At 61.3% G+C, this 14,790-nt stretch carries 17 protein-coding genes; 11 read left to right on the forward strand and 6 right to left on the reverse strand.

Annotated elements, in window-relative coordinates:
* Window positions 1-165: 165 nt before the first annotated feature.
* From queA to AC097W_RS05990, 3 genes are all read left to right on the forward strand, one after another.
* Window positions 166-1,230, forward strand: coding sequence for a tRNA preQ1(34) S-adenosylmethionine ribosyltransferase-isomerase QueA (gene queA / locus AC097W_RS05980; RefSeq protein ID WP_479601577.1), 1,065 nt, complete (start codon window positions 166-168; stop codon window positions 1,228-1,230).
* A 7-nt stretch (window positions 1,231-1,237) separates the two neighbouring features.
* Window positions 1,238-2,428, forward strand: a complete 1,191-nt coding sequence (tgt, locus tag AC097W_RS05985) for a tRNA guanosine(34) transglycosylase Tgt (protein WP_479601578.1) — start codon at window positions 1,238-1,240, stop codon at window positions 2,426-2,428.
* A gap of 74 nt (window positions 2,429-2,502) precedes the next feature.
* Window positions 2,503-4,434: a sensor domain-containing diguanylate cyclase gene (locus AC097W_RS05990; RefSeq protein ID WP_479601579.1), complete on the forward strand. Its 1,932-nt coding sequence runs from the start codon at window positions 2,503-2,505 to the stop codon at window positions 4,432-4,434.
* On the opposite strand, the gene AC097W_RS05995 is transcribed toward AC097W_RS05990, so the two are convergent.
* The 4 genes from AC097W_RS05995 to AC097W_RS06010 form a co-directional block, all read right to left on the reverse strand.
* Window positions 4,401-5,675 carry an FIST signal transduction protein gene (locus tag AC097W_RS05995; protein WP_479601580.1) on the reverse strand — a complete coding sequence of 425 codons (1,275 nt, stop codon included), beginning with the start codon at window positions 5,673-5,675 and terminating at the stop codon, window positions 4,401-4,403. The genes AC097W_RS05990 and AC097W_RS05995 overlap by 34 nt on opposite strands.
* Before the next feature lie 32 nt (window positions 5,676-5,707).
* The gene (locus AC097W_RS06000; RefSeq protein ID WP_479601581.1) at window positions 5,708-6,394 is read right to left on the reverse strand and encodes a PhaM family polyhydroxyalkanoate granule multifunctional regulatory protein; all 687 of its coding nucleotides are present in this window, start codon (window positions 6,392-6,394) and stop codon (window positions 5,708-5,710) included.
* Window positions 6,395-6,471: 77 nt separating this feature from the next.
* The gene (locus tag AC097W_RS06005) at window positions 6,472-6,945 is read right to left on the reverse strand and encodes a copper chaperone PCu(A)C (RefSeq protein WP_479601582.1); all 474 of its coding nucleotides are present in this window, start codon (window positions 6,943-6,945) and stop codon (window positions 6,472-6,474) included.
* Between the two features lie 211 nt (window positions 6,946-7,156).
* The gene (locus AC097W_RS06010; protein WP_479601583.1) at window positions 7,157-7,519 is read right to left on the reverse strand and encodes a DUF2946 domain-containing protein; all 363 of its coding nucleotides are present in this window, start codon (window positions 7,517-7,519) and stop codon (window positions 7,157-7,159) included.
* Between the two features lie 35 nt (window positions 7,520-7,554).
* Between AC097W_RS06010 and AC097W_RS06015 the strand changes: the two genes are divergently transcribed.
* On the forward strand, window positions 7,555-7,968 hold the full coding sequence (locus AC097W_RS06015; protein ID WP_479601584.1) for a VOC family protein: 414 nt from the start codon (window positions 7,555-7,557) through the stop codon (window positions 7,966-7,968).
* Between the two features lie 36 nt (window positions 7,969-8,004).
* Window positions 8,005-8,607, forward strand: coding sequence for a MarC family protein (locus AC097W_RS06020; RefSeq protein WP_479602067.1), 603 nt, complete (start codon window positions 8,005-8,007; stop codon window positions 8,605-8,607).
* Here the strand turns inward: AC097W_RS06020 and AC097W_RS06025 are convergent.
* Window positions 8,604-9,635: a fumarylacetoacetate hydrolase family protein gene (locus tag AC097W_RS06025; protein WP_479601585.1), complete on the reverse strand. Its 1,032-nt coding sequence runs from the start codon at window positions 9,633-9,635 to the stop codon at window positions 8,604-8,606. The two genes, AC097W_RS06020 and AC097W_RS06025, sit on opposite strands and share 4 nt — an antisense overlap.
* A 127-nt stretch (window positions 9,636-9,762) precedes the next feature.
* On the opposite strand from AC097W_RS06025, the gene AC097W_RS06030 reads away from it, so the two are divergent.
* The 5 genes from AC097W_RS06030 to purU all read left to right on the forward strand — a co-directional run bounded on the left by AC097W_RS06030 (window position 9,763) and on the right by purU (window position 12,955).
* A complete protein-coding gene (locus AC097W_RS06030; RefSeq protein ID WP_479602068.1) occupies window positions 9,763-10,776 on the forward strand; it encodes a DUF3108 domain-containing protein in 1,014 nt (337 codons plus the stop codon).
* Between the two features lie 62 nt (window positions 10,777-10,838).
* Window positions 10,839-11,150: a BTH_I0359 family protein gene (locus AC097W_RS06035; RefSeq protein WP_479601586.1), complete on the forward strand. Its 312-nt coding sequence runs from the start codon at window positions 10,839-10,841 to the stop codon at window positions 11,148-11,150.
* Window positions 11,151-11,257: 107 nt separating this feature from the next.
* Window positions 11,258-11,626, forward strand: a complete 369-nt coding sequence (locus AC097W_RS06040) for a TraR/DksA family transcriptional regulator (protein WP_479601587.1) — start codon at window positions 11,258-11,260, stop codon at window positions 11,624-11,626.
* A gap of 39 nt (window positions 11,627-11,665) precedes the next feature.
* Window positions 11,666-12,040, forward strand: coding sequence for a hypothetical protein (locus AC097W_RS06045; RefSeq protein ID WP_479601588.1), 375 nt, complete (start codon window positions 11,666-11,668; stop codon window positions 12,038-12,040).
* Between the two features lie 66 nt (window positions 12,041-12,106).
* Window positions 12,107-12,955 (forward strand): formyltetrahydrofolate deformylase, encoded by an 849-nt coding sequence (gene purU / locus AC097W_RS06050; RefSeq protein ID WP_479601589.1) that lies wholly within the window; start codon window positions 12,107-12,109, stop codon window positions 12,953-12,955.
* Here purU and asd read toward each other — a convergent pair.
* On the reverse strand, window positions 12,948-13,805 hold the full coding sequence (gene asd / locus AC097W_RS06055) for an archaetidylserine decarboxylase (RefSeq protein ID WP_479601590.1): 858 nt from the start codon (window positions 13,803-13,805) through the stop codon (window positions 12,948-12,950). The two genes, purU and asd, sit on opposite strands and share 8 nt — an antisense overlap.
* Before the next feature lie 56 nt (window positions 13,806-13,861).
* On the opposite strand from asd, the gene AC097W_RS06060 reads away from it, so the two are divergent.
* Window positions 13,862-14,749 carry a LysR substrate-binding domain-containing protein gene (locus AC097W_RS06060; RefSeq protein ID WP_479601591.1) on the forward strand — a complete coding sequence of 296 codons (888 nt, stop codon included), beginning with the start codon at window positions 13,862-13,864 and terminating at the stop codon, window positions 14,747-14,749.
* Window positions 14,750-14,790: the final 41 nt, after the last annotated feature.

The raw sequence follows: 14,790 nt of genomic DNA on the forward strand, positions 1-14,790 counted from the left end.
CACGACACCCATTTACTATCAAATCCATAGCTGTCTGCGCAATCTACACGGGGGCTACAGGCCCAAATGACTCTAATTTTTTTGCACCACCGGCACCCCGATCACGCCATCCACCGATAATCCATAACTTTCCATTGGAACGGGTCCGTCCGGCCCTCAAGCAGCATGCGCACTTATCACTTAAGCGACTTCGACTTCGAACTCCCCGAAACCCTCATTGCCCAACACCCCGCCCCCGAGCGCAGCAGCTCGCGCCTGCTCGATGGCACCGTCACTGACACAGCGCCCATTGACCGCATCTTTCGCGACCTGCCTGGCCTGCTGAAAGCAGGCGACCTTCTGGTATTTAACGACACCAAAGTGCTGAACGCCCGCCTGTTTGGCGAAAAGGCTACGGGCGGCAAAGTGGAGTTGCTGGTGGAACGCGTGCTGGGCGGCAACCAGGTAGCCGCCCACATGCGGGTCAGCAAAAAGCCCGAAGTGGGCGCCACTTTGAAGCTGGTGTGCGCCCCCGGCCACGCCGATGGCCTCTGCGCCACCATGCTGGGCCGCTGGCCGGATGCCGACGGCCCCTTGTTCCGTTTTGTGCTCAGCAACGATGCCGGTGACGACCCTTACACCCTGATGGAAACCCACGGCCACGTGCCGCTGCCGCCCTACATCACCCACACCGACTCGGCAGAGGACGCACAGCGCTACCAGACCGTGTTTGCGAAAAACCCCGGGGCGGTAGCCGCCCCTACTGCCGCGCTGCATTTTGACGAGGCGCTGTTGGCGCAGCTGGACGCCATGGGCGTGCAGCGGGCGCATGTGACGCTGCATGTGGGTGCCGGCACCTTTCAGCCCGTCAAGACCGAAAACCTGGCCGAGCACCAGATGCACAGCGAGTGGTACGACGTGCCAGCAGCCACCCAGCAGGCCATTGCCGCCTGCCGCGCCCGCGGTGGCCGCATCGTGGCCGTGGGCACCACCACCGTGCGCACATTGGAGAGCTGGGCGGCCACCGGAGTCGCCACAGGTGACACGCGTATTTTCATTACCCCCGGGTTTGAATTCAAGTTGATTGACCTGCTGATCACCAACTTTCACCTGCCCAAATCGAGCCTGATGATGCTGGTGAGCGCGTTTGCAGGCTACGAACCCATCAAGGCTTTGTACCAGGCCGCCATTGCGCGCGGCTACCGTTTCTTCAGCTACGGCGACGCCATGTTGCTGGCGCGCCAACCTTAGAACCCCCATGCTGCAATTCGACCTCCTCAAAACCGACCCCGCCCGCGTAGGCTATGACGGCACCCATGCCCGCCGTGGCACGCTGACTCTGAACCATGGCGTGGTGCAAACACCCATCTTCATGCCGGTGGGCACCTACGGCACCGTCAAGGGCGTGATGCCGCGAAGCCTGGAAGAAATGGGCGCGCAAATCATTTTGGGCAACACCTTCCACCTGTGGATGCGCCCCGGACAAGACGTGATGGCCAGCTTTGGCGGCCTGCACGCATTCGAGAAGTGGAACAAACCCATCCTCACCGATTCGGGCGGCTTCCAGGTGTGGTCGCTGGGCGAGATGCGCAAGATCAGCGAAGAAGGCGTCAAGTTCGCCAGCCCCGTGAATGGCGACAAGCTGTTTTTGACGCCCGAGATCAGCATGCAGATCCAGACGGTGCTCAATAGCGACATCGTCATGCAGTTTGACGAGTGCACGCCCTACGACATCAAGGGCCACATCACGACCGAACGCGAAGCGCGCAATTCGATGGAGCTGAGCCTGCGCTGGGCCAAGCGCTGCCAGACCGAGTTTGCCAATCTGGAAAACCCCAACGCGCTGTTTGGCATCGTGCAGGGCGGCATGTTCGAGAACCTGCGCCAGGAGTCGCTGGACCACCTGGTGGAGATGGACTTCCCCGGCTACGCCGTGGGTGGCGTCAGCGTGGGCGAGCCCAAGGTCGAAATGCTGCGCATCATGGCGCACACGCCGCACAAGCTGCCAGCGCACAAGCCGCGCTACCTGATGGGCGTGGGCACGCCTGAAGACCTGGTGCAGGGCGTGGCCGAAGGCGTGGACATGTTTGACTGCGTGATGCCCACCCGCAATGCGCGCAACGGAACCATCTTTACCCGCCATGGCGACCTGAAGCTGCGCAACGCGCGCCACAAAATCGACCCACAACCGCTGGACCCCAGTTGCACTTGCCACGCCTGCGCCGGCACATCGGGCGTGTCATGGGACCAGGGCGGACGCGAGGGCTTCAGCCGGGCCTACCTGCACCACCTGGACCGCTGCGGCGAAATGCTGGGGCCCATGCTGGCCACCATCCACAACCTGCACTACTACCTGAACCTGATGCGCGAGGTGCGCGAAGCGCTGGATACAGGCACCTTTGGCACGTTTCGGACGCAGTTCAAAGCCGAAAGAGCCCGGGGCATTTAGCCGGTTACCCCGCTCAGCCGGCTGTTTGCGTCGCATGGGGAAACGAAGTAGCATGCCCCCACACAGGGGGTTGAATGAACCGTCCACACGAGGAGTTGCTGGCTTGCGCCGTTGACGCGATCTTGTCCAACATTTGCGTACTGGACGGCGCGGGCAATATTGTTGCCGTCAATCAGGCGTGGCGTGACTTTGCATCGCGCAATAATGCGGCCGTCAGCGACGGCTTCCTTGGCGAAAACTACCTCACCCTGTGTGATGCGGTCGTGGGCGATGACGCCCCCGTAGCGGCGGCAGTAGCCGCCGGAATTCGCGGAGTCCTGCGTGGCGACATCCATGAATCCTCACACAACTACCCGTGCCACAGCCCCAGCGAGCAGCGCTGGTTCAGCGTGCGGATCACCAAATTTCAGGGCGATGACCCCCACGTGGCGATCTCGCACGTCAACATCACCGACCTGATGCAGGCGTCAGTCGTCAAGGACGCCCACCAGCAGAAGCTGCTGCGGTTGCAAAAACTTTATGCAGCCATTACCGAAGCGGACCAGGTCATTTACCAGTCCAGCGACCTGCCTGTGTTGTTCACGGAAATCTGCCGCATTGCCGTGGATCTGGGGGGCGTGACTATGGCGTGGGTGGGGGAACCCAACCTGGAGACCGAACGCATTGTTCCGGTGGCCAGCTACGGAACCGGTCGGTCCTATTTGGACGGTATTTTCATCTCCACGCGGGCGGATGCCCCCGAGGGGCTAGGCCCCACGGGAATCGCGTTTCGGGAAAATCGGACCACGATCAACCAGAACTTCCAGGTCGACGCCAACATGCAGCCCTGGCACGGACGCAGCACGCCTTTCCATTGGCAATCGCTTGCCGCGTTTCCGGTGCGCCGCGCTGGAGCGGTTATTGCCGTGCTGGTGGTGTACAGCACCGAGGCCAACGCCTTCGATCAGGACGAGGTCCTCCTGCTGGAAAAGTTGAGTGCCAACGTGAGCCAGGCCGCTGATGCCATTGCGATTGCCCAGCAGAAGCAGGTCCTGGAGCAGCAGCTCAAGCAATCCGAGGAAACCTACCGCACCTTGTTTGAGACCGTGCGCCAGGGCGTCGTGTTTCACGACAAGGAGGGAAAGATCATCGCCGCCAATCCGGCGGCCGAATGCATTCTGGGCCTGTCGTTGAAGCAGATGCAGGGCCGGACGTCGATGGACCCGCGCTGGGGCACGATACGGCCTGACGGATCGCCCTTCCCCGGCGAACTCCACCCGGCCATGCTGGCGCTCAAGTCGGGGCGACCCGTGTACGGCGTGGTGATGGGCATATCAAAACCCCAGGCAGCCGACGTCGTATGGATCAACATTCACGCGACGCCCATCTTCGCAAAGGGCACGGACGCGGTGGAATGTGTGTACGCGGTGTTTGACGACATCACCGAGACAGTGCATCTTCAACGCGAACTGGAAAATCAGGCCAACCGCGACTTTTTGACCGACGTCGCCAGCCGCCGTTATTTTTTCACCCTGGGCATTCAGGAATTGGCCCGTGCCGAACGCTATGCCAGCGATGTCTCCCTGCTGATGCTCGATATTGACCATTTCAAAGGGGTCAACGATACGTATGGCCACGCCGCAGGGGACCTGGTACTCAAGGGCGTGGCCCAGCTGTGCCAAGAGGCGCTGCGCGAGGTGGACGTTCTGGGCCGCATTGGTGGCGAGGAGTTTGCAATTTTGTTACCGCAGACGTCCGGCGAGGTCGCGCTTGAAGTGGCAGAGCGCATTCGCCAGGCCGTGAAGAACGCCGGCATCCGCATCAGCACGCAGGCCGACGCCCCCCCGATTCACGTCACGGTGTCCATCGGGGTGTCGACCCTGGGGACTGCGGGCATTACCCTCGACGGGCTGCTGCAGGCTGCGGACACCGCGCTATACCAGGCCAAAAAGTCGGGGAAAGACAGGGTGTGCTGTTCGTTTGACAGCGCGACTTACGCGGTAAAAACCGTCAGCACCCCGGTATAGCCATACAGGTGGTGGTGCGCTATTTCGCCCGCAGCGAAGAACCCGACCAGCGGCACATCGCCCAAGGCGCGCCGCAGCAATTGCAGTTCGGCACTGGTCCCACCAAAGTGGGGGCCACCGCGACCCGTGCAGCTCACATACACAGCGCCCGCAATGCGCCGCGCCGGGTGCGGAGCCGATTCCAGCTCAGAGGCCTGTAGCGCATGCGCGGTTTCCAGCGCCTGCTCCTGTGGCTCCAGTTCCTCACGGATTTCTGCACAAATGCGGGTCAGATCCGCGCGGGCGGCCTGCATGCTGCGCTGGCAAAACACCAGTTGCGCACCCACGTCCACCCGGTCGGCCACAGCCACTCCCCGGCGGGCGGGATCCAGTCCAATAATGTGGCGCACGACGACATCGTCACCAAAATTGCCGGTGTTCCGAATGGCCGTGCTTAGCGTCGTTGGTGCGTCGTCGTCCTGAGGCCGCACAAGGCCCACCAGCGTCGCACGCACCGCTTCCAGTGCTTCCTGAGGCTTGTCCAGTGACACTGAAAGATCGCCCAGCATCACATCCAGGGCGGGCACGCCATCCAGTGCGATCACCAGATTGTGGTCCGCCTCGGTCACCACCCGCACTTTGGAAACCGGCATGCAGCCCTGGGTCACTCGGGACACCAAGCCGATACCCGGGCCAAACGCTACCCCACTCAGGCCACCACTAAAAACGCCACTCGCCGCTCCGTGGCCGCGAATGTTGCCGTCGCCACCGACCGCAAACTGGAGTGCCTGGGTACGGCTGCTCGAAAGCCCGCCAAACAGATAACCGGAATCGGTCCGGGCCGCCATTTCGTCTATGAGCTCCCCCAGATCGGCCGTTTCCGGATCGGCGTGAACCAGCGCTGTGTGGGCTTCAAAACCCAACCCCAAAGGCGCGATGCCGGAGAAAACACGGTACTGGTCGGTCGGCAACTCCAGCAACATGAGGGCCATGGCGGGCTCGTCCCAATACTCCACGTTGTTGGACACAATGCCCACGCCCACCGTGCCAGACCAGTCCGTCACCAACGGCAATTCCGCCTGCAAGTGTTCCAGAATGTCCGGTGCGGCTCCCGCGTAATGATCGGTCATGTAGAGCAGCGCCAGCGTGGGCGACTGCGCGTAGCCATGCAGCGCCATCTGTGCGCGCAACTGCGCCAGGACCAGTGCAGCCGCCATCTGCCACTGCGGATGGGTGGCGTGCGCGTAGGGAAACAGCTTCATAACCGCACCATCGACTGCGTTATCCTGCGCACCTAACGGCTGCGCGGAGCGGTTTTGCGGGCAGCGGGTTTGGTGGCGCGCTTGACTGCACCGGTTGCCGCTTTTTTACCCGCTGCTTTGGCGGACTTGATGGCCTCTTTGGCCATGCCGGTTGCCATGTGCCTCGTGGCATCGACCGCCGTCTTGGCGGTTGCCTCTTTGAAAGCGCCCGCCGCAATCTGCTGGAATTGCTGGGTCAAGGCACCCCACAAATGCAGGGGGTCCACTATGGCGCCCACGCCGGCGGCCGCCTTGCCCACGGCGGCACCCGCACTGGTGGTGCCGGAGGCCACGTCGGACACCGTCTTGGCAGCAGACGCGGCCCTGTCGGTCACGCTCTGCACACCGGAATAAATGGAGTCAGCTGCCTTGAGTTTCAGGGCGTTGGCTACATCACCGATGTTGAAGTTCATGCCCTTGAGCGTGGCCAGCGTCATTTTTTGTACTTCCAGTGCCTGGATGGTGGCACCCAGCGCGCGGGAGTTTTGCTCCAGCCAGAAGTGCACCGCCTTGAGTTCGTCAATGCGCTTTTCCAGTTCGTCCACATTCAGCGTGGGTGCGACCCAATTGCCCAGATTGGGCATTTGCGGAATGTTGGTGCTTGCACCCTTGGCCAGATTTTGCAAAAAATCAAAGCCAGGGACATATTTGCCAAAACCGGTGGTGTCTGCGTCACTCATTTTTTCGCTCCAATGGAGGTTGTCAACTCTGAACGATTAACAGCTTACTCCAATGTGGCGAGGCTGGCGAACACGGATCAATGGTTGTGTTCGCCCATGCCCATACCAGCCGCGCCGGCCGGTGCAGCAGTGGCCACCGGCACCTTGATTTCAGTCTTGGTCTCCACGCCTTTGGCATCCTTGAAAATAAGGGTCAGTGGGATGGTTGTGTCTTTCTTCAGGTCCGTTTTCAGGTCCATCAGCATGACGTGGTAGCCCCCGGGTTTGAGTTCAACGGCTTTGCCTGCGGGCAAGTCCAGGCCACCTTGCACAGCGCGCATTTTCATGACGTCGCCGTCCATTTTCATTTCGTGGACTTCGACCACACCGGCTACGGGGCTGGCAACAGACACCAGCTTGCCCCCCTCTTTGGCGGTGAGTTTCATAAAGGCGCCAGTGGCCCTTTGGCCCTGCACAGTGGCGCGTGCCCAGGCGTCTTTCACGTCGATCGTCTGGGCAGACACAACACCTGCGGACAGGGCGAGGATGGCAGCAATGGCTTTGAGTTTCATGGTGTTTCCTTGGTTAAAAATAATTTCAGTGCGTGTTTTGCGAGGGACATGAATGCCCAGCTCGTCCAGCAATGCGGCTGGAGAGTGCCTGTCGCTATGAATTGAATAGCAAAATGTGTTTCATGATTTTCCTGAAAAGCAACGACAGATTCGGCTCCCCGCCCCCTGTGAAACAGGCGACGGGCGCAACAGAATCCAATACAACGAAGGATCAGGAAAACGCAGGAGGCCCGCGCGCCGGCAGGGGCGCAGCGGTGCGCGCAGCAATGTGCGCGGCGGGAATGCCCAGCAGGGCATAGGAAAGGGATTGGTACACCGCAACCCGTGCGTTGACGGCGGGCGGCGGCGGTGCAGCCATGGGCGCGCACAGCGGGCAGTCCATGGTCTTGCTGCCCGACTCGCTGGTGCTGCCGTCATCGGCCTTGACGAGCACCTTCATGGCGCCGGAGCCCGAACAGACCAGCAAAATATCCTGGGGCTTGACGATGGGCGAGGCCACTGCAACGCCCAGCGACAGCACAAACCACGCCAGCACGAGGCGGGACAGGAATGTGAAATGGCGCAGGGTTCGCATGGCCGCATTATCCGCGATGCAGTTAGCATTGGCCCATGCAAAGCCTGTTTCACTTCGCTTTTAACGTCACCGACCTGGATGCGGCGCGCCGTTTTTACGGTGGCGTTCTGGGCTGTGCCGAGGGCCGCAGCACGGACACCTGGGTCGATTTCGACTTTTTCGGCCACCAGATCTCGCTGCATCTGGGTACTCCATTCAAGACGGAAAACACCGGCCATGTCGGCGAGCACCTGGTGCCCATGCCCCACTTTGGTCTGGTGCTGGCGCTGCCTGACTGGCAGGCGCTGGCGGCGCGGCTGGAGGCGGCAGACCTCTCCTTCATCCTCAAACCCCAGCTGCGATTTGAGGGACAGCCAGGTGAGCAATGGACTATGTTTTTTTGCGACCCGTCGGGTAATCCGATCGAGATCAAGGGATTCCGGTCGCTGAACACGATTTACGCAGCCTGAGTCGGCCTGAACAGCGCCTGACCCCCAACCACCATGATGAATTACACGTTCTTGTCGGCCACCATTTTGCTGGTCCTGATTACCGACCCGGTCGGCAATATTCCCATATTTGCCAATGCACTGAAGCACGTGGCGCCCGAGCGGCGGCCACGGGTCATCCTGCGCGAAATCCTGATTGCCTTCTTCCTGCTCCTGACTTTCATGTTTGTGGGTGAGAGCTTTTTGCGGGTGATGAACCTGAGCGAGCTGGCCCTGCAGATTGGTGGCGGGGTCATCCTGTTTCTGATCGCCTTGCGCATGGTGTTTCCGCCGCCGCAAACCGTCGAAACCGAAACATGGGAAGAGCCCTTGATCGTGCCCCTGGCGGTACCCGCCATTGCCGGGCCGTCCGCGCTGGCTACGGTGTTGCTGCTGGTGTCCCAGCAGCCGGAGCGCCGCATGGAGTGGATTGGCGCGCTGTGCGTCACCATGCTGATCAGCGCCGTGGTGCTGGTGTCAGCCGAGCGCATTCAGCGCATCATCGGCACCCGCCTGGTCACCGCGGTTGAGCGGCTGATGGGACTGGTGCTGGTGTCGGTGGCGATTGAAATGATGCTGCGCGGCGTCAAGACTTTTGCATTGCAACTGACGCGCGGCTAGGCTTTCCCGGAGGTGCCGGGCACCACTTCCTGCTCAATGGCGCCAAAAATGCTGTGGCCATCGGGGCCTTTCATCTCGATGCGGATGGTGTCGCCATACTGCATGAATTCGGTGCTGGGCTGGCCATCCTGGATAGTCTCCATGGCCCGCTTCTCGGCGATGCAGCTGTAGCCTTTGGGCCACTCGGTACGGGCTTTGGCACCGACACCTTTTGTCACCCCCTTGTTGCTGACCGTACCGGAACCAATGATGGAGCCCGCCCGCACATTGCGCGTTTTGCACAGGTGGGCGATCAGCTGGCCAAAATGAAACGTCATGTCCGGCCCGGCATCGCACAGGCCCACCTTGCGGCCATTCCAGGTGCTTTGCAGCGGCAGGTGCACGCGTCCTTTGACCCAGGCGTCGCCCAGTTCATCCGGGGTCACCGCCACGGGACTGAAGGCGGTGGCGGGTTTGCTCTGGACGAACCCAAAACCTTTGGCCAATTCAGCAGGAATCAGCTTGCGCAGGCTCACGTCGTTGGCCAGCATGATCAGGCGAATGCCGTCCAGGGCACGGTCGGCCGGGCAGCCCATAGGAATGTCACCGGTCACAACGGCCACTTCGGCCTCAAAGTCAATGCCAAAGTCCACGCTCGCGCACACCACCGGGTCGCAGGGTCCCATCAGGTCATCGCTGCCGCCCTGGTACATCAGCGGGTCGGTATAAAAACTCTCGGGCACCTCGGCCCCCCGGGCCTGGCGCACCAGCTCCACGTGGTTGAGGTAGGCCGAGCCGTCGACCCACTGGTAGGCGCGTGGTAGCGGCGCCATGCATTGCTGGGGATCGAACGGGAAGGCGTGGCGGGCGCGCCCATTGTTCAGGGTGTCGTACAAATCCTGCAACTGGGGCGAAAGGTAGTTCCAGTCGTCCAGCACCTGCTGCAGGCGGTTTGCAATATTCGAGGCGTAATGGGCCTGGCTCAGGTCGCGGGAGACCACGACCAGCTGGCCGTCGCGGGATCCGTCTTTGTACGTTGCGAGTTTCATGGCGGAATTGTCGCTCTGATTTAAACTGGAACTGTTGCACCGGGATTGACTCCCACCGCCAATGCCACTCCAGCCCCCCAACCCAATCCCACCTCGACCGCCCAGGACACACCGCCACCCCTTGCGGATGCTGACCCTGCTGACGGCAGCCGTGTTGCTGGCGCACTGGGCACTGCTGCACGGAGCGCCGCTGGCAGTCGCTACGGTCGAGAGCCCGAGTTCGGAAGCCACACGACCCTTCATCACCCGCACGATCACCGTGCCAGCGCCTGTAGTCGAGGAGATCAAACCCAGGAAGGAGCCCGCCCCAGCCACACGGCCACGGGTGGTGGCTACCAAGGCATTGCCGCTGCGCCCTCAGGCGCCGCCACTGGAGGCAACCTCTGAATCAAATGGGCCTCTAGCCCCCGTTGATGTTGCGCAAGCAGCTATTGAAACCATAGCAACCAACCCGGAGCCCGACCCGACACCCAAGCCACCTGCGGCCCAAGCGGCGCGCAACTACGCCTTTCCGGCGTCAGCCCGCCTGAAGTACGACATCAAAGGGGAGGTCAAGGGCTTCCCCTACTTTGCCTACGGTGAGTTGCTGTGGCGGCAGGACGGCAAAACCTACGACGCCCGGATGGAGATCAGCCACTTCCTGCTGGGGTCGCGGGTGCAAACCAGTACGGGCCAACTCACACCCCATGGCCTGGAGCCGATCCGTTTCGGCGACAAGGTTCGCAGCGAAGTGGCTGCCCACTTTGATCACATCCAAAACAAGGTGAGTTTCAGCGCCAACACACCGGACGCCCCCTTGTTGCCTGGCGCGCAGGATCACTTGAGCGTTTTCATGCAGCTGGCGTCGATGCTGGGCGGTGCGCCGGGAAGCTTCCCGAAAGATACGACACTGCCTTTTCAGGCCATTGGGCCCCGGTCGTCCGAATCCTGGGTTTTTCTTGTCGGCGAGCTGGAAAACCTGTCCCTGCCCGGCGGGGAAATCAAGGCACTCAAGCTGTCACGCCCTGCCACTGGCGAGTTTGACCCCAGGGTAGAAGTCTGGCTGGCCCCGGATGTGGGCTACCTGCCGGTGCGCATCCGGCTGACCCAGGGCAATGGCGATTTTGTCGAGCAACAGTGGAGTGCCACCCAGAAGCCCTAGCGCATCCCTTGAATTACCGCCAACCGCAACCAAGTGATCTACAAGCCCTATCATTCAGCACCATGCACACGCTCTACGATTCAGAAACCTATTCCGTGACCCACATGCTCGCCAACGCCGAGTTGGACGGTAAAACGGCGGTGGGCGCGCACAAGACCGTGCAGTACCCCGGCGGCGTACCGTTGATGGCGCGCCATGGTTTCGAAATCGTCGACAAGCGCTCGGGCAAAGAGGTGTACCTGGATGGCTCCTGGGCCGAATTGTTTCAGCAGCACATCATGGCCTGGCAGGTCAACACGCCCACCCAGGAAGAGGTTGAAGACACGCTGGAGCAGTACGCCGAACTGGCGCAGAACCCGGTGTTGGTCCACTAAGACTGCGCCGTCTTGCGGGCACTGGGTGCCGCTGTCTTGACTTTCGTCAAAGACAGATGCGCATCCCACGCGCATGATGACTCCAGAAACACCAAGGAGTCGTCACCATGAACAAACAACAAGCCGCACCCTACCAACATCAACTGCTGGATTTGCGCGCAGCGTTGCTCTCACAGATTGCCGAGCAGCGCGGCGGAGTGGTCAGCCGTGCAGACGTGGCCGCAGAGCATTTTGGCCGGCCGGAAGACTCCAGCGCCCAGCTGGCCACGGAGCGTGAACTGGAATTTGCGATGGGCGAGCGCGAAACAGCCGAGTTGGGTGCCATTGACGCTGCGTTGGCCCGCATTGAAGCAGGCACTTATGGAGATTGCACCGATTGCGGCGTGCATATCTCGGCCGCGCGCCTGCATGCCACGCCCGAGGCCCCCCGCTGCATTCCCTGCCAGGAAAAGGTTGAGCAGCACAGTGCCGCCTGACCCGTCCTTACAATTTTCAACCTTTTAAAAAGACCTGCAATGAGTACTTTTCACGCCGTCGTCTGGATGGACCATTCCGAAGCCCATGTGGTGATGTTTGACCGCGAGCACATGGAGACCCAGCGCATCAAGTCCCGCAGCCACCACAAGCACCAGGGCAAGGCCGAAGACAGCGCCCCTTTCTTTGCGGAAGTGGCCAAGGCGCTGGTCGGCACCCACGAAGTTCTGCTCACCGGCCCCGGCTTGGCGCGCAACCAGTTTCGGGACTGGTGCACCAGCCACCAGACCGCGGTTGCGGCCTGCATTGTGGACTCGGTCACCGCCGACCACCCGACGGATGGCCAGCTGGTCGCGCTGGCGCGCCAGTATTTCAAGAAATTTGACAATATGGCGGCCGACCCGTCCATGACCTGAGTTCAGCAGACTAAACCCTGAAGGGGCGACGATTGGGGGTGCCTATGCTGCGACAATTGGAGCACCATGAGCAAGACCTACGTTCTCACCCTTTCGTGCCCTGACCGCCTCGGGCTGGTTCACGCCGTATCCGGCTTCCTGCTGGAGCGAAACGGCAATATTGAAGAAGCTGCGCAATACAACGACCCGGATACGGGTCTGTTTTTTATGCGCGTGCAGTTCACCTGCGTGCGGCTGACCCATGAGGACCTGCGCGCCCAACTCGGTTTTTTTGCCAAGCCGTTCTCCATGCAATGGAGCTTGCATGCCACCGCGCTGCCCATGCGCACCGTGTTGATGGTGAGCAAGGAAGGCCATTGCCTCAACGACCTGTTGTTTCGCTGGAAGAGCGGGCTGCTGCCGGTCGACATCCGTGCCATCATCTCCAACCACCGCGAGTTCTACCAGCTGGCCGCCAGCTACAACGTGCCGTTCCACCATATTCCGGTCAGCAAGGATGCCAAGGAACAAGCCGAAGCCCGGCAATTTGAGATCATCGAATCCGAAGGCGCAGAACTGGTGGTGCTTGCCCGCTACATGCAAATTTTGAGCGACAACTTCTGCCGCAAACTGGCCGGCAAGGCCATCAACATCCACCACTCATTCCTGCCCAGCTTCAAGGGTGCCAAGCCCTACTACCAGGCGCACGACCGGGGCGTGAAACTGATTGGGGCTACCGCCCACTACGTGACGGCTGACCTGGACGAAGGCCCGATCATTGAGCAGGATGTGGCCCGGGTGGACCACAGCAAAACGGTTGAGGATCTGACGACCCAGGGCCGCGACACCGAAAGCCAGGTACTGGCCCGGGCTGTCAAGTGGCACAGCGAGCACCGCGTGCTGCTCAACGGCCACAAGACCGTTATTTTCAAGTAGGCAGTTCGTTGCGGTTGGCCATCTGCTCACCCAGACGGATGGATCGGGCTTCCGCCCACGCGGGGTTGAATGCCATTGACCCTTTGGGGAACAACATGACTACGGTAGAGCCGAGCAAGAAGCGGCCCATCTCTTCACCCTGACGCAAGTTCACGGCGTCGCCGCTGTAGGTCTTCTCCCAGATTTTCCCCGGACGCGGCGGGTTCACGACGCCGTGCCATACCGTCGCCATGCTGCCCACGATGGTGGCACCCACCAGGGTCAGCACAAAGGGGCCGTGGGCTGACTCGAACACACAGACCACCCGCTCGTTGCGGGCAAACAAGCCCGGTACGCCACGCGCTGTGGTCGGATTCACCGAGAACAGGTCGCCGGGCACGTAAATCATGCGCGTCAAACGACCGTCGCACGGCATGTGAATCCGGTGGTAGTCCTTGGGACTCAGGTACAGGGTGGCAAAGTGGCCATCCTGAAACTGCGCCGCCAGCGCGGCATCGCCACCCACCAGCGCCGTGGTGGAGTAATGGTGGCCTTTGGCCTGAAAAATCTGGTCACGCTCAATCCGGCCGAACTGGCTGATGGCCCCATCCACCGGGCAAATGAAGTCGGCTGGCGCCAGTGGCCGCGCCCCATTTTTTAACGCGCGGGTGAAGAAGTCGTTGAAGGTGGCGTAGCTGGCAATGTCAGGATTGGCCGCTTCGGCCATGTTGACCTGGTAGCGCTGCACAAACCACTGAATCAGCGCTGTGGTCCAGCGGCCCCCACGGGCGCCGGCCACTTTGCCGGCAAAAGCAGTCAATGCCTGTTTGGGAATTAGGTACTGCGGCAGTACCGCTAGGGTGTCAGACAAGGCATTTCCCGGTAGATTGTGAAGAGATTGGAGGGGCGGCCGATTATAGTGAGCGCATGACCGCTGCCCGCATTCCCCCCATCCAGTGCCTGTTGACCTTTGAGGCCCTGGCCCGCTTGCGCAGCGTCACGCAGGCCTCAGAGGAACTGTGCGTCACGCCCAGCGCCGTGAGCCACCGCGTCAAGCAGCTGGAGCAAATCATCGGCACCAAGCTGTTTGGTCGCGCTGATTTTTCGCTCACCACGGAGGGCAGCGAATACCTGGCCCATGTGCGCCAGGGCTTGGCCATCCTGCAAAAATTCCCCAGCTCAGCCGCAGCGCCGGGCAAGCGCAAGCTGCGACTTGCCGTCACCCCCACCTTTGCACGCTCCATTCTGATTCCGCGGCTGCGCCAGTTCACGGATGCGTACCCCGAGATTGACCTCACGCTGCAGGTATCCATTCCCTTGCTGGACGTGGTGGCCGAAGATGCCGACCTGGTTGTTCGCTTTGGTGCCGGGCGCTACGCTGACATGGAGCACATATGCCTGTCCAAGGACGAGGTGACACCACTGGCCTCACCTGCCTTTGTGCGTGAACGGGGTCCGTTTGAGGTGCCACAGGATCTGGAGAACGTGCCCTTGCTGCGCAGCCCGCTGGAGCCGTGGCGCACCTGGTTTGCGGCCAATGCGCTGGACTGGCCGGAACCCATTGACGGTTCGCAGTTCAACGACATCGGACTGATGTGCGACTGTGCAGCGGCCGGCATGGGTGTGGCGCTGGTTCGCCTCAAGCTGGGAGCCCCCTGGCTGGAGAATGGATCACTCGTTCGCCTGGGCACCAACGAACTGTTTGGGCGCAGCATACCCAGCCCACATGCCCATTACCTGTGCTGGCGCACCGGCATGATGGACCGCTGGGAAGTGGCCGCGTTTGCCGACTGGCTGAAAAAAGCGGTGATCTGAACCGGGAAATTTCACAAGGGCGAATAAGTTTCTTCACGCCA

The organism is Rhodoferax sp. GT1R46 (assembly GCF_056521285.1).

Bases quoted from the DNA above. Each gene is read 5' to 3' on its own strand.
- queA (WP_479601577.1), top strand. From the start codon at position 166: ATGCGCACTTATCACTTAAGCGACTTCGACTTCGAACTCCCCGAAACC.
- tgt (WP_479601578.1), top strand. From the start codon at position 1,238: ATGCTGCAATTCGACCTCCTCAAAACCGACCCCGCCCGCGTAGGCTAT.
- AC097W_RS05990 (WP_479601579.1), top strand. From the start codon at position 2,503: ATGAACCGTCCACACGAGGAGTTGCTGGCTTGCGCCGTTGACGCGATC.
- AC097W_RS05995 (WP_479601580.1), bottom strand. From the start codon at position 5,675: ATGAAGCTGTTTCCCTACGCGCACGCCACCCATCCGCAGTGGCAGATG.
- AC097W_RS06000 (WP_479601581.1), bottom strand. From the start codon at position 6,394: ATGAGTGACGCAGACACCACCGGTTTTGGCAAATATGTCCCTGGCTTT.
- AC097W_RS06005 (WP_479601582.1), bottom strand. From the start codon at position 6,945: ATGAAACTCAAAGCCATTGCTGCCATCCTCGCCCTGTCCGCAGGTGTT.
- AC097W_RS06010 (WP_479601583.1), bottom strand. From the start codon at position 7,519: ATGCGAACCCTGCGCCATTTCACATTCCTGTCCCGCCTCGTGCTGGCG.
- AC097W_RS06015 (WP_479601584.1), top strand. From the start codon at position 7,555: ATGCAAAGCCTGTTTCACTTCGCTTTTAACGTCACCGACCTGGATGCG.
- AC097W_RS06020 (WP_479602067.1), top strand. From the start codon at position 8,005: ATGAATTACACGTTCTTGTCGGCCACCATTTTGCTGGTCCTGATTACC.
- AC097W_RS06025 (WP_479601585.1), bottom strand. From the start codon at position 9,635: ATGAAACTCGCAACGTACAAAGACGGATCCCGCGACGGCCAGCTGGTC.
- AC097W_RS06030 (WP_479602068.1), top strand. From the start codon at position 9,763: ATGCTGACCCTGCTGACGGCAGCCGTGTTGCTGGCGCACTGGGCACTG.
- AC097W_RS06035 (WP_479601586.1), top strand. From the start codon at position 10,839: ATGCACACGCTCTACGATTCAGAAACCTATTCCGTGACCCACATGCTC.
- AC097W_RS06040 (WP_479601587.1), top strand. From the start codon at position 11,258: ATGAACAAACAACAAGCCGCACCCTACCAACATCAACTGCTGGATTTG.
- AC097W_RS06045 (WP_479601588.1), top strand. From the start codon at position 11,666: ATGAGTACTTTTCACGCCGTCGTCTGGATGGACCATTCCGAAGCCCAT.
- purU (WP_479601589.1), top strand. From the start codon at position 12,107: ATGAGCAAGACCTACGTTCTCACCCTTTCGTGCCCTGACCGCCTCGGG.
- AC097W_RS06060 (WP_479601591.1), top strand. From the start codon at position 13,862: ATGACCGCTGCCCGCATTCCCCCCATCCAGTGCCTGTTGACCTTTGAG.